The sequence below is a fragment of the Streptococcus sp. HMSC36C04 genome (assembly GCF_001839535.1).
GTDB classification, from domain to species: Bacteria; Bacillota; Bacilli; order Lactobacillales; family Streptococcaceae; genus Streptococcus; species Streptococcus hominis.
On sequence record NZ_KV841591.1, the window covers coordinates 12,664 to 29,770 of the forward strand.

Annotated in this window: 12 protein-coding genes and 1 pseudogene; 9 read left to right on the forward strand and 4 right to left on the reverse strand. The window is 38.8% G+C overall.

Going from position 1 to position 17,107, the window contains the following annotated elements; translation table 11 throughout:
* Window positions 1–65 precede the first annotated feature (65 nt).
* Window positions 66–2,300 carry a single-stranded-DNA-specific exonuclease RecJ gene (gene recJ, locus HMPREF3249_RS04675; protein WP_059220826.1) on the forward strand — a complete coding sequence of 745 codons (2,235 nt, stop codon included), beginning with the start codon at window positions 66–68 and terminating at the stop codon, window positions 2,298–2,300.
* A 136-nt stretch (window positions 2,301–2,436) separates the two neighbouring features.
* Here recJ and HMPREF3249_RS04680 read toward each other — a convergent pair whose 3' ends face one another.
* Genes HMPREF3249_RS04680 through HMPREF3249_RS04690 form a run of 3 tightly spaced genes read right to left on the reverse strand, consistent with a single transcriptional unit; the run spans window position 2,437 to window position 4,316 of the window.
* Window positions 2,437–3,234, reverse strand: a complete 798-nt coding sequence (locus tag HMPREF3249_RS04680) for a hypothetical protein (RefSeq protein ID WP_049533723.1) — start codon at window positions 3,232–3,234, stop codon at window positions 2,437–2,439.
* A 17-nt stretch (window positions 3,235–3,251) separates the two neighbouring features.
* Window positions 3,252–3,947 (reverse strand): ABC transporter ATP-binding protein, encoded by a 696-nt coding sequence (locus HMPREF3249_RS04685; RefSeq protein WP_003042057.1) that lies wholly within the window; start codon window positions 3,945–3,947, stop codon window positions 3,252–3,254.
* A gap of 3 nt (window positions 3,948–3,950) precedes the next feature.
* Window positions 3,951–4,316, reverse strand: coding sequence for a GntR family transcriptional regulator (locus HMPREF3249_RS04690; RefSeq protein WP_003029270.1), 366 nt, complete (start codon window positions 4,314–4,316; stop codon window positions 3,951–3,953).
* 155 nt (window positions 4,317–4,471) lie between these two features.
* Between HMPREF3249_RS04690 and HMPREF3249_RS04695 the strand changes: the two genes are divergently transcribed.
* The 7 genes and pseudogenes from HMPREF3249_RS04695 to HMPREF3249_RS04725 all read left to right on the forward strand — a co-directional run bounded on the left by HMPREF3249_RS04695 (window position 4,472) and on the right by HMPREF3249_RS04725 (window position 13,207).
* On the forward strand, window positions 4,472–7,573 hold the full coding sequence (locus HMPREF3249_RS04695; protein ID WP_070867499.1) for a DNA polymerase III subunit alpha: 3,102 nt from the start codon (window positions 4,472–4,474) through the stop codon (window positions 7,571–7,573).
* 82 nt (window positions 7,574–7,655) lie between these two features.
* Window positions 7,656–8,666, forward strand: a complete 1,011-nt coding sequence (pfkA, locus tag HMPREF3249_RS04700; protein WP_003042339.1) for a 6-phosphofructokinase — start codon at window positions 7,656–7,658, stop codon at window positions 8,664–8,666.
* A gap of 58 nt (window positions 8,667–8,724) precedes the next feature.
* On the forward strand, window positions 8,725–10,227 hold the full coding sequence (gene pyk / locus HMPREF3249_RS04705; RefSeq protein ID WP_003024114.1) for a pyruvate kinase: 1,503 nt from the start codon (window positions 8,725–8,727) through the stop codon (window positions 10,225–10,227).
* Window positions 10,228–10,382: 155 nt separating this feature from the next.
* Window positions 10,383–10,940: a signal peptidase I gene (gene lepB, locus HMPREF3249_RS04710; RefSeq protein WP_003042836.1), complete on the forward strand. Its 558-nt coding sequence runs from the start codon at window positions 10,383–10,385 to the stop codon at window positions 10,938–10,940.
* A 142-nt stretch (window positions 10,941–11,082) separates the two neighbouring features.
* Window positions 11,083–11,724: an amino acid ABC transporter permease gene (locus HMPREF3249_RS04715; protein ID WP_049533853.1), complete on the forward strand. Its 642-nt coding sequence runs from the start codon at window positions 11,083–11,085 to the stop codon at window positions 11,722–11,724.
* Window positions 11,725–11,733: 9 nt separating this feature from the next.
* Window positions 11,734–12,363 carry an amino acid ABC transporter ATP-binding protein gene (locus tag HMPREF3249_RS04720; protein ID WP_003029281.1) on the forward strand — a complete coding sequence of 210 codons (630 nt, stop codon included), beginning with the start codon at window positions 11,734–11,736 and terminating at the stop codon, window positions 12,361–12,363.
* Window positions 12,364–12,372: 9 nt separating this feature from the next.
* Window positions 12,373–13,207, forward strand: a pseudogene (locus HMPREF3249_RS04725) (amino acid ABC transporter substrate-binding protein).
* A 260-nt stretch (window positions 13,208–13,467) separates the two neighbouring features.
* Here the strand turns inward: HMPREF3249_RS04725 and HMPREF3249_RS04730 are convergent.
* A complete protein-coding gene (locus tag HMPREF3249_RS04730) occupies window positions 13,468–14,670 on the reverse strand; it encodes a cation diffusion facilitator family transporter (RefSeq protein ID WP_022525000.1) in 1,203 nt (400 codons plus the stop codon).
* A gap of 152 nt (window positions 14,671–14,822) precedes the next feature.
* On the opposite strand from HMPREF3249_RS04730, the gene pcrA reads away from it, so the two are divergent.
* Window positions 14,823–17,105, forward strand: a complete 2,283-nt coding sequence (pcrA, locus tag HMPREF3249_RS04735) for a DNA helicase PcrA (protein ID WP_049533733.1) — start codon at window positions 14,823–14,825, stop codon at window positions 17,103–17,105.
* Window positions 17,106–17,107 lie beyond the last annotated feature (2 nt).

The window sequence follows — 17,107 nt, forward strand, 5'->3', positions numbered from 1 at the left end:
GGGCTAGTGAAAGCTAGTCTTTTCGTGTTATAATAGACTTTATATTGCAACAGAAAGATAAAAGCATGATTACATCAAAATATGATTGGCAGATTGCCACAAATTTTTCAGATGAGAGCTTTATTAAAAAAGCTAAAAAACTTGGCTTGGAGGCTTCGGTAGCTAATCTGGTTTATCAGAGAGGAATCCAGACAGAAGAAGCGCTGCGAGATTTTCTAGAGCCTAGTTTGGACCAGCTGCATGATCCTTATGAATTACATGATATGGATAAGGCAGTGACGCGCATTCGTCAAGCAATTGAAAATTATGAGCAGATCTTGATTTATGGAGATTATGATGCGGATGGCATGACTTCGGCTTCTATTGTTAAAGAAGCACTAGAACAACTTGGAGCAGAGTGTCAGGTCTATTTGCCCAATCGATTTACAGACGGTTATGGTCCTAACGCGAGTGTTTACAAGTATTTTATTGAAAATCAGGGAATTTCACTCATCGTTACAGTGGATAATGGAGTTGCAGGACATGAAGCAATCGAACTAGCTCAGTCTATGGGAGTGGATGTCATTGTGACGGATCACCATTCTATGCCAGAGGTACTTCCTGATGCTTATGCAATTATTCACCCAGAACATCCGGAAGCTGATTATCCTTTTCAGCATTTAGCTGGCTGCGGTGTAGCTTTTAAGCTAGCAACCGCGCTTTTAGAAGAAGTGCAAGTAGAGTTGCTAGATTTAGTCGCTATCGGAACTATTGCGGATATGGTCAGCTTGACAGGTGAAAATCGCATTCTGGTCAAATATGGGCTAAGTGTCCTCAAAAACACTCAACGAATCGGCTTACAGGAGCTTTTTAAGATTGCAGGTATTCAGGAAAATGAAGTGGATGAAGAAACAGTTGGTTTTCAAATAGCCCCTAGGCTCAATGCTCTAGGTCGACTTGATGATCCAAATCCTGCTATTGAACTTCTGACGGGCTTTGATGAGGAAGAAGCGCGTGACATTGCCCTTATGATTAACCAGAAAAATGAAGAGCGCAAAGAAATTGTTCAGAAGATCTATGATGAAGCCAAGACCATGGTTGATCTCAATAAACCTGTTCAGGTTCTAGCCGGTGAAGGTTGGAATCCAGGTGTTTTGGGAATTGTGGCAGGACGGCTTTTGGAAGAATTACACCAGCCGGTCATCGTCTTGAATATTGAAAATGATTTGGCAAAAGGCAGCGCCCGCAGCATTGAAGCAGTTGATATTTTTGAAGCGTTAGACCCTCATCGAGATTTATTTGTGGCTTTTGGTGGGCATGCAGGGGCAGCTGGGATGACTCTAGAGGCCAGCAAGTTAGAAGCACTCAGTCAGGTTTTGGTAGCATATATTGAAGATAATCAAGTGGATTTGTCCACTAAGAATGAGCTCTTTTTGGATGAGGAATTATCCTTGCCAGATTTGACACTAGAGCCCCTCAAAAACTTTGAAAAGTTAGCTCCTTTTGGCATGGACAATAAAAAGCCTGTTTTTTATTTGAAAGATTTTAAGGTTGAAAATGCCCACACCATGGGGGCGGGAAATACTCACCTTAAGCTGAAAATTTCTCAGGCTGACGCAGTTTTTGAGGTAGTAGCTTTTGGTCTAGGTAATCTTGCAACAGAATTTTCCCAAACTAAAAACTTAGAGCTGGCGGTTACTCTGTCGGTCAATAAATGGAATGGTCAAACTAGTCTCCAGCTTATGCTGGTGGATGCTAGGGTCAATGGGATTCAGCTCTTTAATATCCGAGGTAAAAATGCTCCTTTGCCTGAAAATGTGCCCGTCCTGCGTTTTTCAGAAGAAATGCCTAATTTGGAAAAGAGCAGAGCAGTTGTGGTGTATGACTTGCCTGAACGCCTAAATCAGCTCAAAGTAATCATTCAGCAAGGACATTTTGAAGCAATTTACTTTAAAAATGAGATTGCTCAGCCCTATTATCTGACAGGTTTCGGAACGAGAGACCAGTTTGCAAAACTCTATAAAACAATTTATCAATTTCCAGAGTTTGACATTCGTTATAAGCTCAAAGAACTAGCTGTTTATCTCAAGATTGACCCAATTCTACTCATCAAGATGATTCAGATATTTGAAGAGCTGGACTTTGTGACAATTCAAGATGGAGTGATGCAAGTAAACAAAAAAGCAGAAAAAAAGGCTATTGAAAACAGCCATATTTATCAAGAACTGAAGAAAACAGTCAAAGAGCAGGAGCTTATGGCTCTGGGAACGGTGCAGGAAATTTATGATTATCTGATAGAAAAAGATGAATTTTCAAACTAAATTTTAGATGAACTATTTATTGGTCTCGCACCGAAGGCTGCGAGACGGACTGAAAGTCGCATAATAAAAAAGTCATGAGTAAGATGGATCTCATGACTTTATTGTTTATATAAGTATTACTATCAGCTTGTGTTACCTACTGCAAATTCACTTTATTTTTGAGGATATAATACGTTCCGGCATAGTAGATAAGCCCTAAAAGAAGATAGGCTATGACTCCGCTCAAACTACCTAAAGAAGTTGAAAGTGATGGGAAGGCTGAAACATATAGATTAGCAGCGATAATCAGAGCAAATTGAATTCCAAAATAGGCTAGAAAGGCTATAGCAGCGCGGTGGTCTTGGAAAAGTTGACCGATAGAGATAGAAAGATAAATCAATAGGATATTTGGAATGAGAACTACAAGATAGTATCCAAATGATTTCAATAGTTCACCAGCAAATTCCCAAAAATGCTTGCCGAGTAATTGCACAAATGTTCCCATTTCAAATTGTGTATGAAAAGCAGTTCCCACAATAAGGGCAATGATGAAAAAACTAAGAAATAATGCAAGTGTGCTAAGAATCGTCCATATAACAGCACCGAGCAATTTTGAGAGAATAATTTGATGCTCATTAACTGGTAAAGTGAGCGTTAGATATCCTTCTCTTTCATAAACACTATTTTTAAAACGACGAATAATCAGAAAGAGTGTTGAAATTGCAAGTGCCACAAGGAGACCTGAGAAAATCAGCATTGTAAAACCGAAGAAAGTACTTGTCATACTCCCTGCTTCATTAGTAGAAGACTGCAAACGGTCGAAAAAGTTCCTTCCATTTGCAAAATGTCTTAGCCAAAGTCCAATACTAATAGATAGAAAGAGTACGATTCCGTATAAACCTAAATACCACTTGTTCACATTTTTAAATTCGTATTTTAATAAATTCCAAAACATAGTCAATCTCCTTTGTTCTAAGCCTTAAATTCTTGACGGAAGAGCTGGTCAATAGATTCACCAGACTCATAGCGAATATCATCTACATTCCCTTGTCGAACAATCTTGCCATTATCAATAAAGATGATTTCATCTAGGATTGGTTCAATATCTGAAATCAAATGTGTTGAAATGAGAACAGAAGCGCTAGGTGAGTAATTGTTGATAATCGTCTTTAGAATGTAGTCTCGCGCTGCTGGGTCAACCCCTCCAATAGGTTCATCCAGAACATACAGTTTGGCTTGGCGGCTCATGACTAAAATCAGCTGAACTTTTTCCTTGTTTCCTTTAGACAATTTTTTGAATGCCAGATTTTCGTCAATATGAAGATCTTGCAAGAGTGCCTGTGCACGCTCTATTTCAAAGTCTGCATAGAAAGATTGAAAATACTGCAAAGCATCTTTGACTTTCATATTTTCATTTAGGTAAGTCGTATCTGGTAAATAAGATACGATTTTCTTGGTTTCTGAAGACGGTTGAAGTCCATTGATGAGGATTTTTCCGTCATTGGGTTGAAGCAGTCCATTGATTAGTTTTATCATGGTTGTTTTTCCAGAGCCATTTGGACCAAGTAAGCCGATAATTTTTCCGGCTTCAATTTCAAAATTGATGTGTTCTAAAGCGGGTGTGCTGCCGTATGATTTTGAGACATTTTCAAATGCAAGTAATACCATTTCCTAAACTCCTTTTATATAATCTGCAATGATAGTTGGTAGTTCTTCTTTGTGATAGCCAAAGCGAGTCATATTGTTTACAAAATTTTTCACTTCCTCCTCAGAAAGTTTTTGTCTTGCTTGTAAAATCAAGTCGCGATTATCTGTGACGAAACGTCCTGATGTTCGTTGAGAATAGACAAATCCTTCTTTTTCCAAGTCAGATAAAGCACGCTGGATTGTATTGGGATTGACCCCCGCTTCAGCAGCCAATTCTCTGACGGCAGGTAGCTTTTCGCCAGCTTGCAGTTGATTGGAGATGATTTGTAATTTTATCCTGTCCATGATTTGTAAATAAATGGGCAGATTATTATCAAAAGTCCAACTCATGATTTCTCCTTTCTTCTGTATCTTTGTACTAATTAAATAATACAGTGTTTTTTAAAAAATAGCAAGCCTTTAGAAAAAACTTCTATTATTTTTTCTTTAGCAAGCAAGCCAGAAATTTAGTATAATAGAAAAAAGAAGAATCAAAGGAGGATGCCGTGGTTGCTCAATTAGATACCAAAACTGTTTATACATTTATGGATAGTTTGATTTCTATAAAAAAATATGTAGAAACAGCTAAAAATTTAGGCTATCAAACTCTAGGGATAATGGACATTGACAATCTCTATGGAGTTTATCATTTCATGGAAACGGCGATCGAGCAAGGAATTCAGCCGCTTTTAGGCGTGGAAATGACCTTGGATTACGCTGGACTTCCTCTTAATCTTCGCTTTCTAGCTCTTGATAGTCAAGGGTATCGCAATTTAATGAAACTTTCTACTTTAAAAATGATAGGAAAAAGCAAGTGGGAAGAATTTCAGCATTTATTGGAAGGAATAGCGGTTATTGTGCCTGTGTTTGAGGGCATTGAAGCCTTAGACTTGGGACGAGAGTTTTATATTGGCGTATTTTCTGACACTCCTAAGCAGGCGTTTCCTCATCCAACCTTGCCTTTGCAGACAGTTCGCTATTTTGATACAGGGGATTTAGAAACCTTGCAAATGCTATGTGCCATTCGTGAAAATAGTAGCTTGCGGGAAGTTGGAAATTTGCCAAATCACGACTACCTCTTATCACCTGAGCAATTCACACAATCCTTTCAAGAAAATTATCCAGAAAGTCTGGATAATTTAAAGCAGCTAGTTGCAGGCATTCATTATGAAATCAATACAGAGTTAAAATTACCGCGCTTTAATCCAGAACAATCAGCGGTAAAGGAACTACGAGAACGGGCAGAAGCAGGCTTGGAGAAAAAAGGGCTGAATGGTTCGATTTATAAAGAACGATTGCAGCAAGAGCTGTCTGTCATCCACCAAATGGGTTTTGACGACTACTTTTTGATTGTCTGGGATTTATTGCGCTTTGGTCGCAGTCAGGGATATTATATGGGCATGGGACGTGGTTCTGCCGTTGGAAGCCTAGTTGCCTATGCGCTAGAGATTACAGGGATTGATCCTGTCGAAAAGGGCCTCCTTTTTGAGCGTTTTTTAAATGTGGAACGTTATACTATGCCCGATATTGATATTGACATTCCTGATGTCTATCGTCCAGAATTTATCCGCTATGTCCGCGATCGCTATGGAACCATGCATGCAGCTCAAATCGTGACCTATTCGACCTTTGGAGCTAAGCAAGCGATTCGTGATGTTTTTAAACGCTACGGTGTTCCAGAGTATGAATTGACCAATATTACCCGTAAAATTAGTTTCCGTGATAATCTGACATCTGCTTATGAAAAAAATATGTCTTTCCGCCAAATTATCAACAGTAAGCTGGAATATCAAAAAGCTTTTGAAATTGCGAAAAAAATCGAAGGAAATCCTCGTCAAACTTCTATCCATGCAGCAGGTGTCGTGATGAGTGACAATGACCTGACAGATCACATTCCGCTTAAATATGGGGAAGATATGTATATCACGCAATACGATGCGCATGGTGTTGAGAGTAACGGTCTGCTCAAGATGGATTTCCTTGGCTTGCGCAATCTAACCTTTGTCCAACGAATGAAAGAAGCAGCCTTGGAGAAATACGGTGTCGCTATTGATATTGCAAAGATTAACTTAGAAGACACAGCAACCTTACAGCTTTTTGCTGCTGGCAGAACTAAAGGGATTTTTCAATTTGAGCAAGCAGGTGCCATTAACCTTTTGAAACGAGTGCAGCCAGCTCGATTTGAAGAAGTGGTTGCAACAACCTCACTCAATCGTCCAGGAGCTAGTGACTATATAGATAATTTTGTCAGAAGAAAGCATGGACAAGAAAAAGTAGAAATGCTGGACTCAAGTTTGGAAGACATCTTGGCGCCAACTTACGGCATTATGCTCTATCAAGAGCAAGTAATGCAAGTAGCGCAACGGTTTGGGGGCTTTTCACTGGGGAAGGCTGACATTTTACGTCGTGCTATGGGGAAGAAAAATGTTGCCGAAATGCACAAAATGGAAGCAGAGTTTGTCACAGGAGCTCTCGAACTTGGGCATTCTGAAACTAAAGCAAAAGAAGTATTTGCAGTTATGGAAAAGTTTGCAGGTTATGGCTTCAACCGTAGTCACGCTTATGCCTATTCTGCACTTGCTTTTCAGTTGGCTTATTTTAAGGCACATTATCCTGATATTTTCTTTGATATTATGCTGAATTATTCAAGCAGTGATTACATCACAGATGCGCTAGAATTCGACTTCCAAGTTGCTTCTTTAAATATCAATAACATTCCTTATAGAGATAAGTTTCAAGACAAGCAGATTTATTTAGGGTTAAAAAATATCAAAGGCTTACCACGTGATGTTGCTTATTGGATTATTGAAAATCGTCCTTTTTCAAATGTAGAAGACTTCGTTTTGAAGTTGCCAACGCAATATCATAAGGTTCAGTTACTAACTCCTTTAGTGCAAGTTGGTTTATTTGATGTATTTGAAAAAAATCGTCAAAAAATCCTGCAAAATCTTCCGAATTTATTTGTCTTTGCGGATGAGCTGGGTAGTCTTTTTGCAGATACAAATTATAGCTGGACAGAAGCAGAGGATTATACAGAAGCAGAAAAATTTGAGTTAGAAAAAGAAATTATCGGTATCGGTTTGAGCGAGCATCCCTTGGTAAAACTTGCAAAATCTGCTACTCAAGCCTTTACCCCTATTCAAGACTTGGTTGAAAACAATCATGCAACGATTTTAGTAGAGATTTTGTCCATTCGTGTTATCCGTACCAAAACGGGTGAAAATATGGCCTTCTTACAAGTGAGTGATGCTAAAAGAAAAATGGAGGTAACAGTCTTTCCAGATGCTTTTAAACAGTTCAGCAAAGGTTTGCATGAAAAAGGTTTCTATTATCTGACTGGTCGGGTTCAAAAACGCGAGGAGCGTTTGCAGTTAATTTTAAATGATTTGCAGGAAGCTATCACCGAACGTTTTTGGATACAAGTAGAAGATCATGAAAGCGATGCAGCAATATCTGCTATTTTACGACAATTTCGAGGAGATATTCCGGTTGTTCTTCGATATGAAAATGAAAGAAAAACAGTAGCAATTACTCAATATCGTGTTCAAAAATCAGAGAAATTACAAGAAGAATTGAAAAAAATAACCATGAAAACGATTTATCAATAAAAAATTAGGAAAAAAGAAGAATTTTGGTTTTGATTGTGGTATAATCAAGGGTGAATGTAAAAAGAAAAAGGAGCACAAACGAATGAAACGTATTGCTGTTTTGACTAGTGGTGGTGATGCCCCTGGTATGAATGCTGCTATCCGTGCAGTTGTTCGTAAAGCAATTTCAGAAGGAATGGAAGTTTACGGTATCTATGACGGTTATGCCGGTATGGTTGCTGGTGAGATCTATCCACTTGATGCTGCATCAGTTGGAGATATTATTTCACGTGGTGGTACTTTCCTTCACTCAGCTCGTTATCCAGAATTTGCCCAATTAGAAGGACAATTAAAAGGGATTGAGCAACTTAAAAAACATGGTATTGAAGGAGTCGTAGTTATCGGTGGTGATGGTTCTTACCATGGTGCTATGCGTTTGACAGAACATGGTTTTCCAGCTGTCGGACTTCCTGGTACGATTGACAATGATATTGTTGGTACAGACTTTACAATCGGCTTTGATACTGCTGTAACAACTGCAATGGACGCCATTGATAAGATTCGTGACACATCATCTAGTCACCGTCGTACTTTTGTTGTTGAAGTCATGGGACGCAATGCTGGAGACATCGCTCTCTGGGCTGGTATTGCTACAGGAGCCGATGAAATCATCGTTCCCGAAGAAGGATTCAAGATTGAAGATATCGTCGCTAGCATTAAACGTGGCTATGAAGAAGGTAAGAAACATAACATTATCGTTCTGGCAGAAGGTGTCATGTCGGCGAATGAGTTTGGCAAGAAATTGAAAGAAGCTGGTGATGTGAGTGACCTCCGTGTGACCGAACTTGGACATATTCAACGTGGTGGCTCACCAACTGCACGTGACCGTGTTCTTGCTTCACGTATGGGTGCTCATGCTGTTAGCCTTCTTAAAAAGGGCATTGGTGGTGTTGCAGTTGGTATTCGCAACGAACAAATGGTTGAAAATCCAATCCTCGGTACAGCAGAAGAAGGTGCTTTGTTTAGTTTAACTGAAGACGGCAAGATTATTGTTAATAATCCACACAAAGCTGATCTTGATCTCGCTAAATTAAACCGTAGCATTTCAATGTAATTTTAATTTGTTATCCTGGTCATAAAGACCATTAAATAAAAAGGAGTTTTCATATATCATGAATAAACGTGTAAAAATCGTTGCAACTTTAGGTCCTGCGGTAGAAATCCGTGGTGGTAAAAGATTCGGTGAAGACGGATATTGGGGCGAAAAACTTGACGTTGAAGCTTCAGCGCAAAATATCGCTAAATTGATCGAAGCTGGAGCTAACACTTTCCGTTTCAACTTCTCACATGGTGACCACGCAGAGCAAGGTGACCGTATGGCTACTGTTCATCGTGCTGAAGAAATTGCTGGTCAAAAAGTTGGTTACCTTCTTGACACTAAAGGTCCTGAAATCCGTACAGAATTATTTGAAGGCGATGCTAAAGAATATTCTTACAAAACAGGTGAAAAAATCCGTGTTGCAACTAAACAAGGTATCAAATCAACTCGCGAAGTTATTGCTTTGAACGTAGCAGGTGCACTTGATATCTATGACGATGTTGAAGTTGGAAAACAAGTTCTTGTTGATGACGGTAAACTTGGTCTTCGCGTTATTGCAAAAGATCCTGCTACACGTGAATTTGAAGTAGAAGTTGAAAACGACGGTATTATCGCTAAACAAAAAGGTGTTAATATTCCAAATACAAAAATTCCTTTCCCAGCACTTGCTGAACGTGACAATGACGATATTCGTTTTGGTCTTGAACAAGGAATCAACTTTATCGCTATTTCATTCGTACGTACTGCAAAAGACGTCAACGAAGTTCGCGCAATCTGTGAAGAAACTGGTAATGGACATGTGAAATTGTTCGCTAAAATCGAAAACCAACAAGGTATCGAAAACTTGGATGAAATCCTTGAAGTAGCGGACGGTATCATGATTGCTCGTGGTGATATGGGTATTGAAGTACCATTTGAAATGGTTCCAGTTTACCAAAAAATGATTATCACAAAAGTCAATGCAGCTGGTAAAATTGCGATCACAGCAACAAACATGCTTGAAACAATGACTGAAAAACCACGTGCGACTCGTTCAGAAGTATCAGACGTATTTAACGCTGTTATTGATGGAACAGATGCGACAATGCTTTCAGGTGAATCTGCAAATGGTAAATACCCACTTGAATCTGTAACAACAATGGCTACAATTGATAAAAACGCTCAAACTCTATTGAACGAGTATGGACGCTTGTCATCAGTTGACTACGCACGTAGTTCTAAAACAGAAGTTGTGGCTTCAGCTGTTAAAGATGCTACAAACTCAATGGACATCAAATTGGTCGTAACAATGACTGAATCAGGAAATACAGCTCGTTTGATTTCTAAGTATCGTCCAGATGCTGATATCTTGGCAATTACATTCGATGAATTGACACAACGTTCATTGATGTTGAACTGGGGTGTTATTCCAGTAGTAACTGAAAAACCTGCATCTACTGATGATATGTTTGAAGTTGCTGAAAAAGTTGCTCTTGAAAGTGGTCTTGTAGAATCTGGCGACAATATTGTGATTGTAGCTGGTGTGCCAGTCGGAACTGGTGGAACAAACACAATGCGTATCCGTACAGTACGGTAATCTATCTCATTCAGAAAAAACTAGTCTATCAATCCAACGATTATCTGATTGATAGGCTTTTTAGTTGCAAATGGGAGCAGAGATAACAGTTGACTTTCCTACCTTTGTTTATTTTCTGAAAACATGATATAATGAGTAGAAGAAGAGGAGAGACTATGGTTAAAAGAGATTTAATTAGGAATGTTATTTTTTTATCTATTGTTGTGGTAATCATTGCTTGTTTGCGAATTTTTATTTTTACACCATACAGGATTACTGTAAAAGATGCGAATCATTTTTTACAAGATAAAGATGTTGTTGTTGCCAATAAAAACGAAGAAATCAAAAGAGATGATTTTGTCTTGTACGAGGTGAAGGGAAAAGAGCATGTCGGACGTGTCATTGGTCTAGGAAATGACTCCGTTGTTTATATGGATGATGTTCTTTACTTAAATAATAAAATCAAGTCAGAAGATTATTTAACGAAGGCTAAGGAAGAATACTTAGCAAAAGCTACTAGTACAGGTTATTTCACTCATGATTTCACCATTCAGACATTAACTAAATCGAATGCAAATAAAATTCCAGCGCAGTCATATCTGATTCTGAATGATAATCGGCAAGATATGGAAGATAGTCGGAAGTTTGGCTTGATTACAGAGAAACAAATTAAAGGAGTTATCTCATTTAGAGTACTCCCGTTTAATCAATTTGGATTTATTAAAACAAAGTAGTTCAACTATTTTGTTTTTTTATTCTTTGGAAAATGAAGTTTTTGCGATATTTAGTAAAAATTTATGGATATATTTGCAAAAAGATGTTGAAAATATAAAAATTTTTGATATAATGATAAATATTTATTTAGGAGGTGTACGCATGAACTATATTTTTGAAGTTTTGCCAAGCTTATTGAATGGCGCATTGGTGACTTTGCAAGTATTTGTTTTAGTCTTAGTTTTATCCATACCACTTGGAATTGTGATTTCCTTTTTAATGCAGATCCACTTTAAGCTGCTTCATTGGCTTATAAATATTTATATTTGGATTATGCGCGGTACACCTCTCTTGCTACAACTGATTTTTATTTATTATGTTTTGCCAAGCATTGGTGTGCGTTTGGATCGGCTTCCAGCGGCTATCATAGCATTCACGCTAAATTATGCTGCTTATTTCGCCGAAATTTTCCGTGGTGGGATTTTATCTATTCCAGCAGGGCAATATGAGGCGGCTAAGGTTTTGAAGTTTACACCATTTCAAACGATACGGTTTATTATTTTACCGCAAGTTGTCAAAGTGGTGCTTCCGAGTGTCTTTAATGAAGTGATGACGTTGGTAAAAGATACATCCCTTGTTTATGCGCTTGGTGTTTCCGACTTAATCTTGGCTAGTCGGACTGCAGCCAATCGTGATGCGAGTTTAGCACCGATGTTTATAGCAGGGGCTATTTACCTTGTCTTGATTGGTCTTGTGACGATTGTATCGAAGCAAGTTGAAAAGAGATATAGTTATTATAAGTAGGAGGCGCTTATGTTAGAATTAAAGAATATTAGCAAACGTTTTGGCGAAAAGCAAATTATTTCCGACTTGAATTTAAAGGTGCCAGAAAAGCAAATCCTTGCCATTGTAGGACCGTCTGGCGGCGGGAAAACGACATTATTGCGGATGTTGGCTGGCTTGGAAACAATTGATTCGGGTGACATTATTTATAATGGAGAAGAGCTGCCCTTGGATGAACTTGAAAAACGTAATTTATTGGGATTTGTGTTTCAAGATTTTCAGCTATTTCCACATTTAACGGTTCTTGAGAATTTAACTTTATCACCCATTAAAACAAAAAATGTCGCAAAAGAGGATGCAGAAAAGAAAGCAATTAGCTTATTGAACCGATTGGGGTTAGCAGAACATGTAAATGCTTATCCTTATTCTTTATCAGGTGGTCAAAAACAACGTGTAGCATTAGCTCGTGCGATGATGATTGACCCAGAAATTATCGGTTATGATGAGCCAACTTCCGCATTGGACCCGGAATTGCGTCTTGAAGTTGAAAAGTTGATTCTTCAGAATCGTGAGCTAGGAATGACGCAAATTGTAGTGACCCATGATTTGCAGTTTGCGGAAAATATCGCAGATACGATTCTTAAAGTTCAGCCTAAATAGGAGGAGAATATGAAGATAAAACGTTATGTTCTTGCGATCTGTGGTTTGATTCTCTTTTTGCTCCTTACAGCTTGTAGCAACGTTAGCACCCCTAAAGTAGATAATTGGTCAAAATACCAACAAAAAAAAGAGCATTACTATTGGTTTTGACAATACATTTGTTCCTATGGGATTTGAACAAAAAAATGGTCAATATGTTGGTTTTGATATTGATTTGGCAAATGCTGTCTTTAAAGAATATGGGATAAAAGTGAATTGGCAGCCGATTGATTGGGACATGAAAGAAACTGAGCTCACAAATGGAACGATTGATCTTATCTGGAATGGGTATTCGGCAACTGATGAGCGACGAAAGAAAGTACAGTTCACCATTCCTTATATGAAAAATGAACAAGTACTGGTTACTAAAAAATCATCGAACATTGCAAAAACAGCTGACATGAAGGATAAAATTCTTGGTGCTCAGACGGGTTCTTCGGGTTACGATGAGTTTGAAGCTCATCCGGAGCTTTTGAAGAATCTAGTTAAAAATCACAAAGCTGCTCAATATCAAAGTTTTACAGAGGCGTTGATTGATTTGCAAAATAGCCGGATTGATGGATTGTTGATTGACCGAGTTTATGCCAATTATTATTTAAAAGAAGAGGGGATTTTGCAGGATTATTATGTTTTCCCAGCCGGATTTGATAGTGAATCATTTGCAGTTGGCGCTAGAAAAACGGATAAGCAGCTCGTTGAAAATATAAACCAAGCATTTAAAAAATTATATCAAACAGGTCAATTTCAAAAAATAGCAGACAAGTGGTTTGGTGAGGATATTGTGGCAGATGAAGTCAAAAAATGAGAGAACATCTGATTGTTGCCCCAATCACCCACAGAAGAAGTAAAGACAAAACCCAAAGTTTTCGCTAGGAGTATCATCTTAGTGAGGGCTTGGGGTTTGATGATTTATTGATTGTGAGAAATGAGGGCCAAATTAGTTTGCTTTACTGATAAATTCCTAAAAATTATAGGCTGAGAATACTTTTATCTCAGCCTTATTTTTATAGCAAAATTCCTTATTAGCCTTGTGGGAGCGAGATAAGAAAGTCGGTTTCTATGGCATTACGACTGTTGTTCGCTCTCGTTTTTTCGTGTTTCCTGATGGAAAATATTCTGCCATGTTTCGTGACGACGCCAAAGGCTGGTATGAATAATCCCGTCTTCTTCGTAGCAAATTAGTTTGGTTTTTTGGCTGATAGAAGTTAATTGGAAATTTCTGATAGGAGATTGTTTTCCTTTTTCGATTTGAAATTCCTCTTTGTTCATTTGGCAGCCATCCTGAGAAATGTACACAAATTCAGGTGCTAGTAAATCCTCTAATTGGCTTCCCTGATCAACCAATTGCTCTCTCATAAAGAGCTTTCGATAAACATTGTCCAATATTTCATCTTCGGGGATAGGAGCAGGCTCAATGTGGATGTCAATATCAAATACACCAAAGCGCTCTTTGAGCATATTTTCAACCTGATCGGCAATTTCGTGGCTTTCATAGACAGACAAGTCGGGATTCATTTCTAAAATGAGGTCAAGATAGATGTTGCTACCGTAGGTTCGCCCTCTTTGAGATTTAACACGGGAAATTTTAGGAATTTCTAAAATGGCTTCTTTGTATTCTTTTAAAAGATTTTCATCAAAGCCGTCTGATAGACTAAAAGAAGATTCCATGAAAATTTCATAAGCCGTTTTAAGGATGAAAAAGGTAATGACGATAGCGACCAGTTTATCTACAATCGGGAAATTGAAGGCGCTTGCGATGATTGCAATGGTTGTACCAAGCGAAGTAATAGCATCAGATAAATTGTCTTTGGCAGCTGCGTCGAGTGCTTTAGACTGAGCTTTTTTTGCTAAGGCTTTATTGTAAAAATACACTCCTGTCATGACCAAAGCGGAAATAATCCCGACGATGGCGCCTAAGGGATCGATAGTCGTTTCTTGGTTAGAGATGATTTTTTGAACGGTATCAATTAAAACATCAAATCCGACAAAAAACATGATAAGAGAAGTGATAAGGCTAGCTAAATCTTCAATTTTCCAGTGACCAAATTTGTGGTCCGTGTCAGCTGGCTTGCGTGCCATACGAAGTCCTATTAAAACGGCAATATTAGCAACAATATCTGAAACATTATTAAAACCATCGGCTGTCAAACTGGAGGATTGTAAGACAGATCCGGCAATGATTTTAGCAATGGATAAAACGATATAGGCTAGAATGGCTAAGATAGCACCACGCTCTGCGAGTTTAAGATTCTTTGCTGGATTATTCATGCGTTTTCCTTTCAGAATGTTTATTATAACGCTTTTTAAATGATTTTTCAAACTTTTATGAGGAAGAACTAAAGCAAAGATTTTCTTTTCTAGTTTAGCTTATGAGTGATTTTTGTTATAATAGAATCATTGACTTTGAAAGAGGAAAAAAGATGAATCCCTTATTAACTGGTATGAATGACCGTCAGGCGGAGGCAGTTCAAACAACGGAAGGACCTTTACTGATTATGGCAGGAGCTGGGTCTGGGAAAACCCGTGTTTTAACTCACCGTATTGCTTATTTGATTGATGAAAAGTTAGTCAATCCTTGGAATATCTTAGCGATTACCTTTACCAATAAAGCAGCTCGTGAGATGAAGGAGCGTGCTTACACTCTCAATCCAGCGACAGAGGATTGCTTGATTGCGACTTTTCACTCAATGTGCGTGCAGATTTTGCGTCGGGAAGCTGACCATATCGGCTATAACCGCAATTTTACGATTGTCGATCCTGGCGAGCAGCGAACTTTGATGAAACGAATACTTAAAACGCTCAATTTAGATCCTAAAAAGTGGAATGAACGATCTATTTTAGGGACGATTTCCAATGCGAAAAATGATTTGATTGATGAAGTGGCCTATGCAGCTTTAGCAGGAGACATGTACACAGAGATTGTAGCGAAATGCTATGAAATGTATCAAAAGGAACTCCGCCAGTCGGAGGCGATGGATTTTGATGACTTAATCATGCTGACCTTGCGGCTTTTTGATAAAAATCCAGATGTGTTGACTTATTACCAGCAGCGTTATCAATACATCCATGTGGACGAGTATCAAGATACGAACCACGCTCAGTACCAACTAGTTAAACTGTTAGCTTCACGCTTTAAAAATATTTGTGTGGTTGGAGATGCCGACCAGTCTATTTATGGCTGGCGAGGTGCTGATATGCAGAATATCTTGGACTTTGAAAAGGATTATCCTGAAGCTAAAGTTGTTCTTCTGGAGGAAAATTATCGCTCAACTAAGACCATTCTGCAAGCTGCTAATGATGTTATCAAAAACAACCGCAACCGCCGTCCAAAGAATCTCTGGACACAAAATGCTGATGGTGAAAATATTGTTTATTATCGGGCTAATGATGAGCAAGACGAAGCTCTCTTTGTAGCTAAAACCATTGATGAGCTATCTAGCACATCTGACTATGTCTATCGGGATTTTGCTGTTCTTTATCGAACTAACGCCCAATCTCGGAATATTGAGGAAGCTCTTCTAAAAGCTAATATTCCTTACACTATGGTGGGGGGGACTAAGTTTTATAGTCGTAAGGAAATTCGAGATGTCATCAGCTATCTTAATCTCATCGCTAATACTAGCGACAACATCAGTTTTGAGCGTGTTGTGAATGAGCCTAAACGGGGTGTCGGACCGGGTACAGTGGAGAAAATTCGTAATTTTGCAGCTGGTCAAGAGATGTCTCTTTTGGATGCTTCTTCACAGATTATGCTCTCACCTGTTAAGGGGAAAGCTGCTCAGGCTGTTTTTGACTTTGCCAATCTCATTTTGAATCTGCGCGAGCAATTGGACGAGTTGACCGTGACAGAAGTGGTAGAGCTGGTGCTTGAAAAGACTGGTTACACCGAGCAATTAGTAGCTCAAGCTACGCTGGAAAGTCAGGCTCGGATTGAAAATATCGAAGAATTTCTTTCTGTTACTAAGAATTTTGACGAAAATCCAGAAAATGATACTGAAGAGACTGGTTTAGACAGACTTAGCCGTTTTCTCAATGATTTGGCTTTGATTGCGGATACAGATGATGGCGATCAGGAAAGCTCAGAAGTGACACTTATGACGCTACATGCTGCCAAGGGATTAGAGTTTCCAGTGGTTTTCATTATCGGTATGGAAGAAAATGTCTTCCCACTTAGTCGTGCGGCAGAAGATGAAGATGAGCTAGAGGAAGAGCGCCGATTAGCCTATGTCGGAATTACTCGTGCTGAAAAAGTCTTGTTCCTAACCAATGCAAACTCGCGCCTGCTATACGGAAAAACCAATTACAATCGTCCAACTCGTTTTCTCAATGAAATTAACTCAAGCTTGCTAGATTATCAAGGCTTGGCTCGACCTGCTAATACATCCTTTAAAGCTTCCTATGTGAATGGCAAAGCTGTTCAGTTTGGTCAAGGAATGAGTCTCGCTCAAGCATTGCAGGAACGCAAGCGGCAAGCTGCACCGAGCAGCATTTCCTCGCGCCAGTTGCCATTTGGTAAGAATGTAGCTGCTAATCAGCCGACTATTGATTGGGCTATCGGTGATATTGCTCACCATAAAAAATGGGGGGACGGAACGGTATTGGAAGTGTCAGGCAGTGGCAGTAGCCAAGAATTGAAAATCAATTTCCCAGAGGTTGGATTAAAGAAACTGTTGGCAAGTGTTGCGCCGATTGAGAAGAAGTGAAA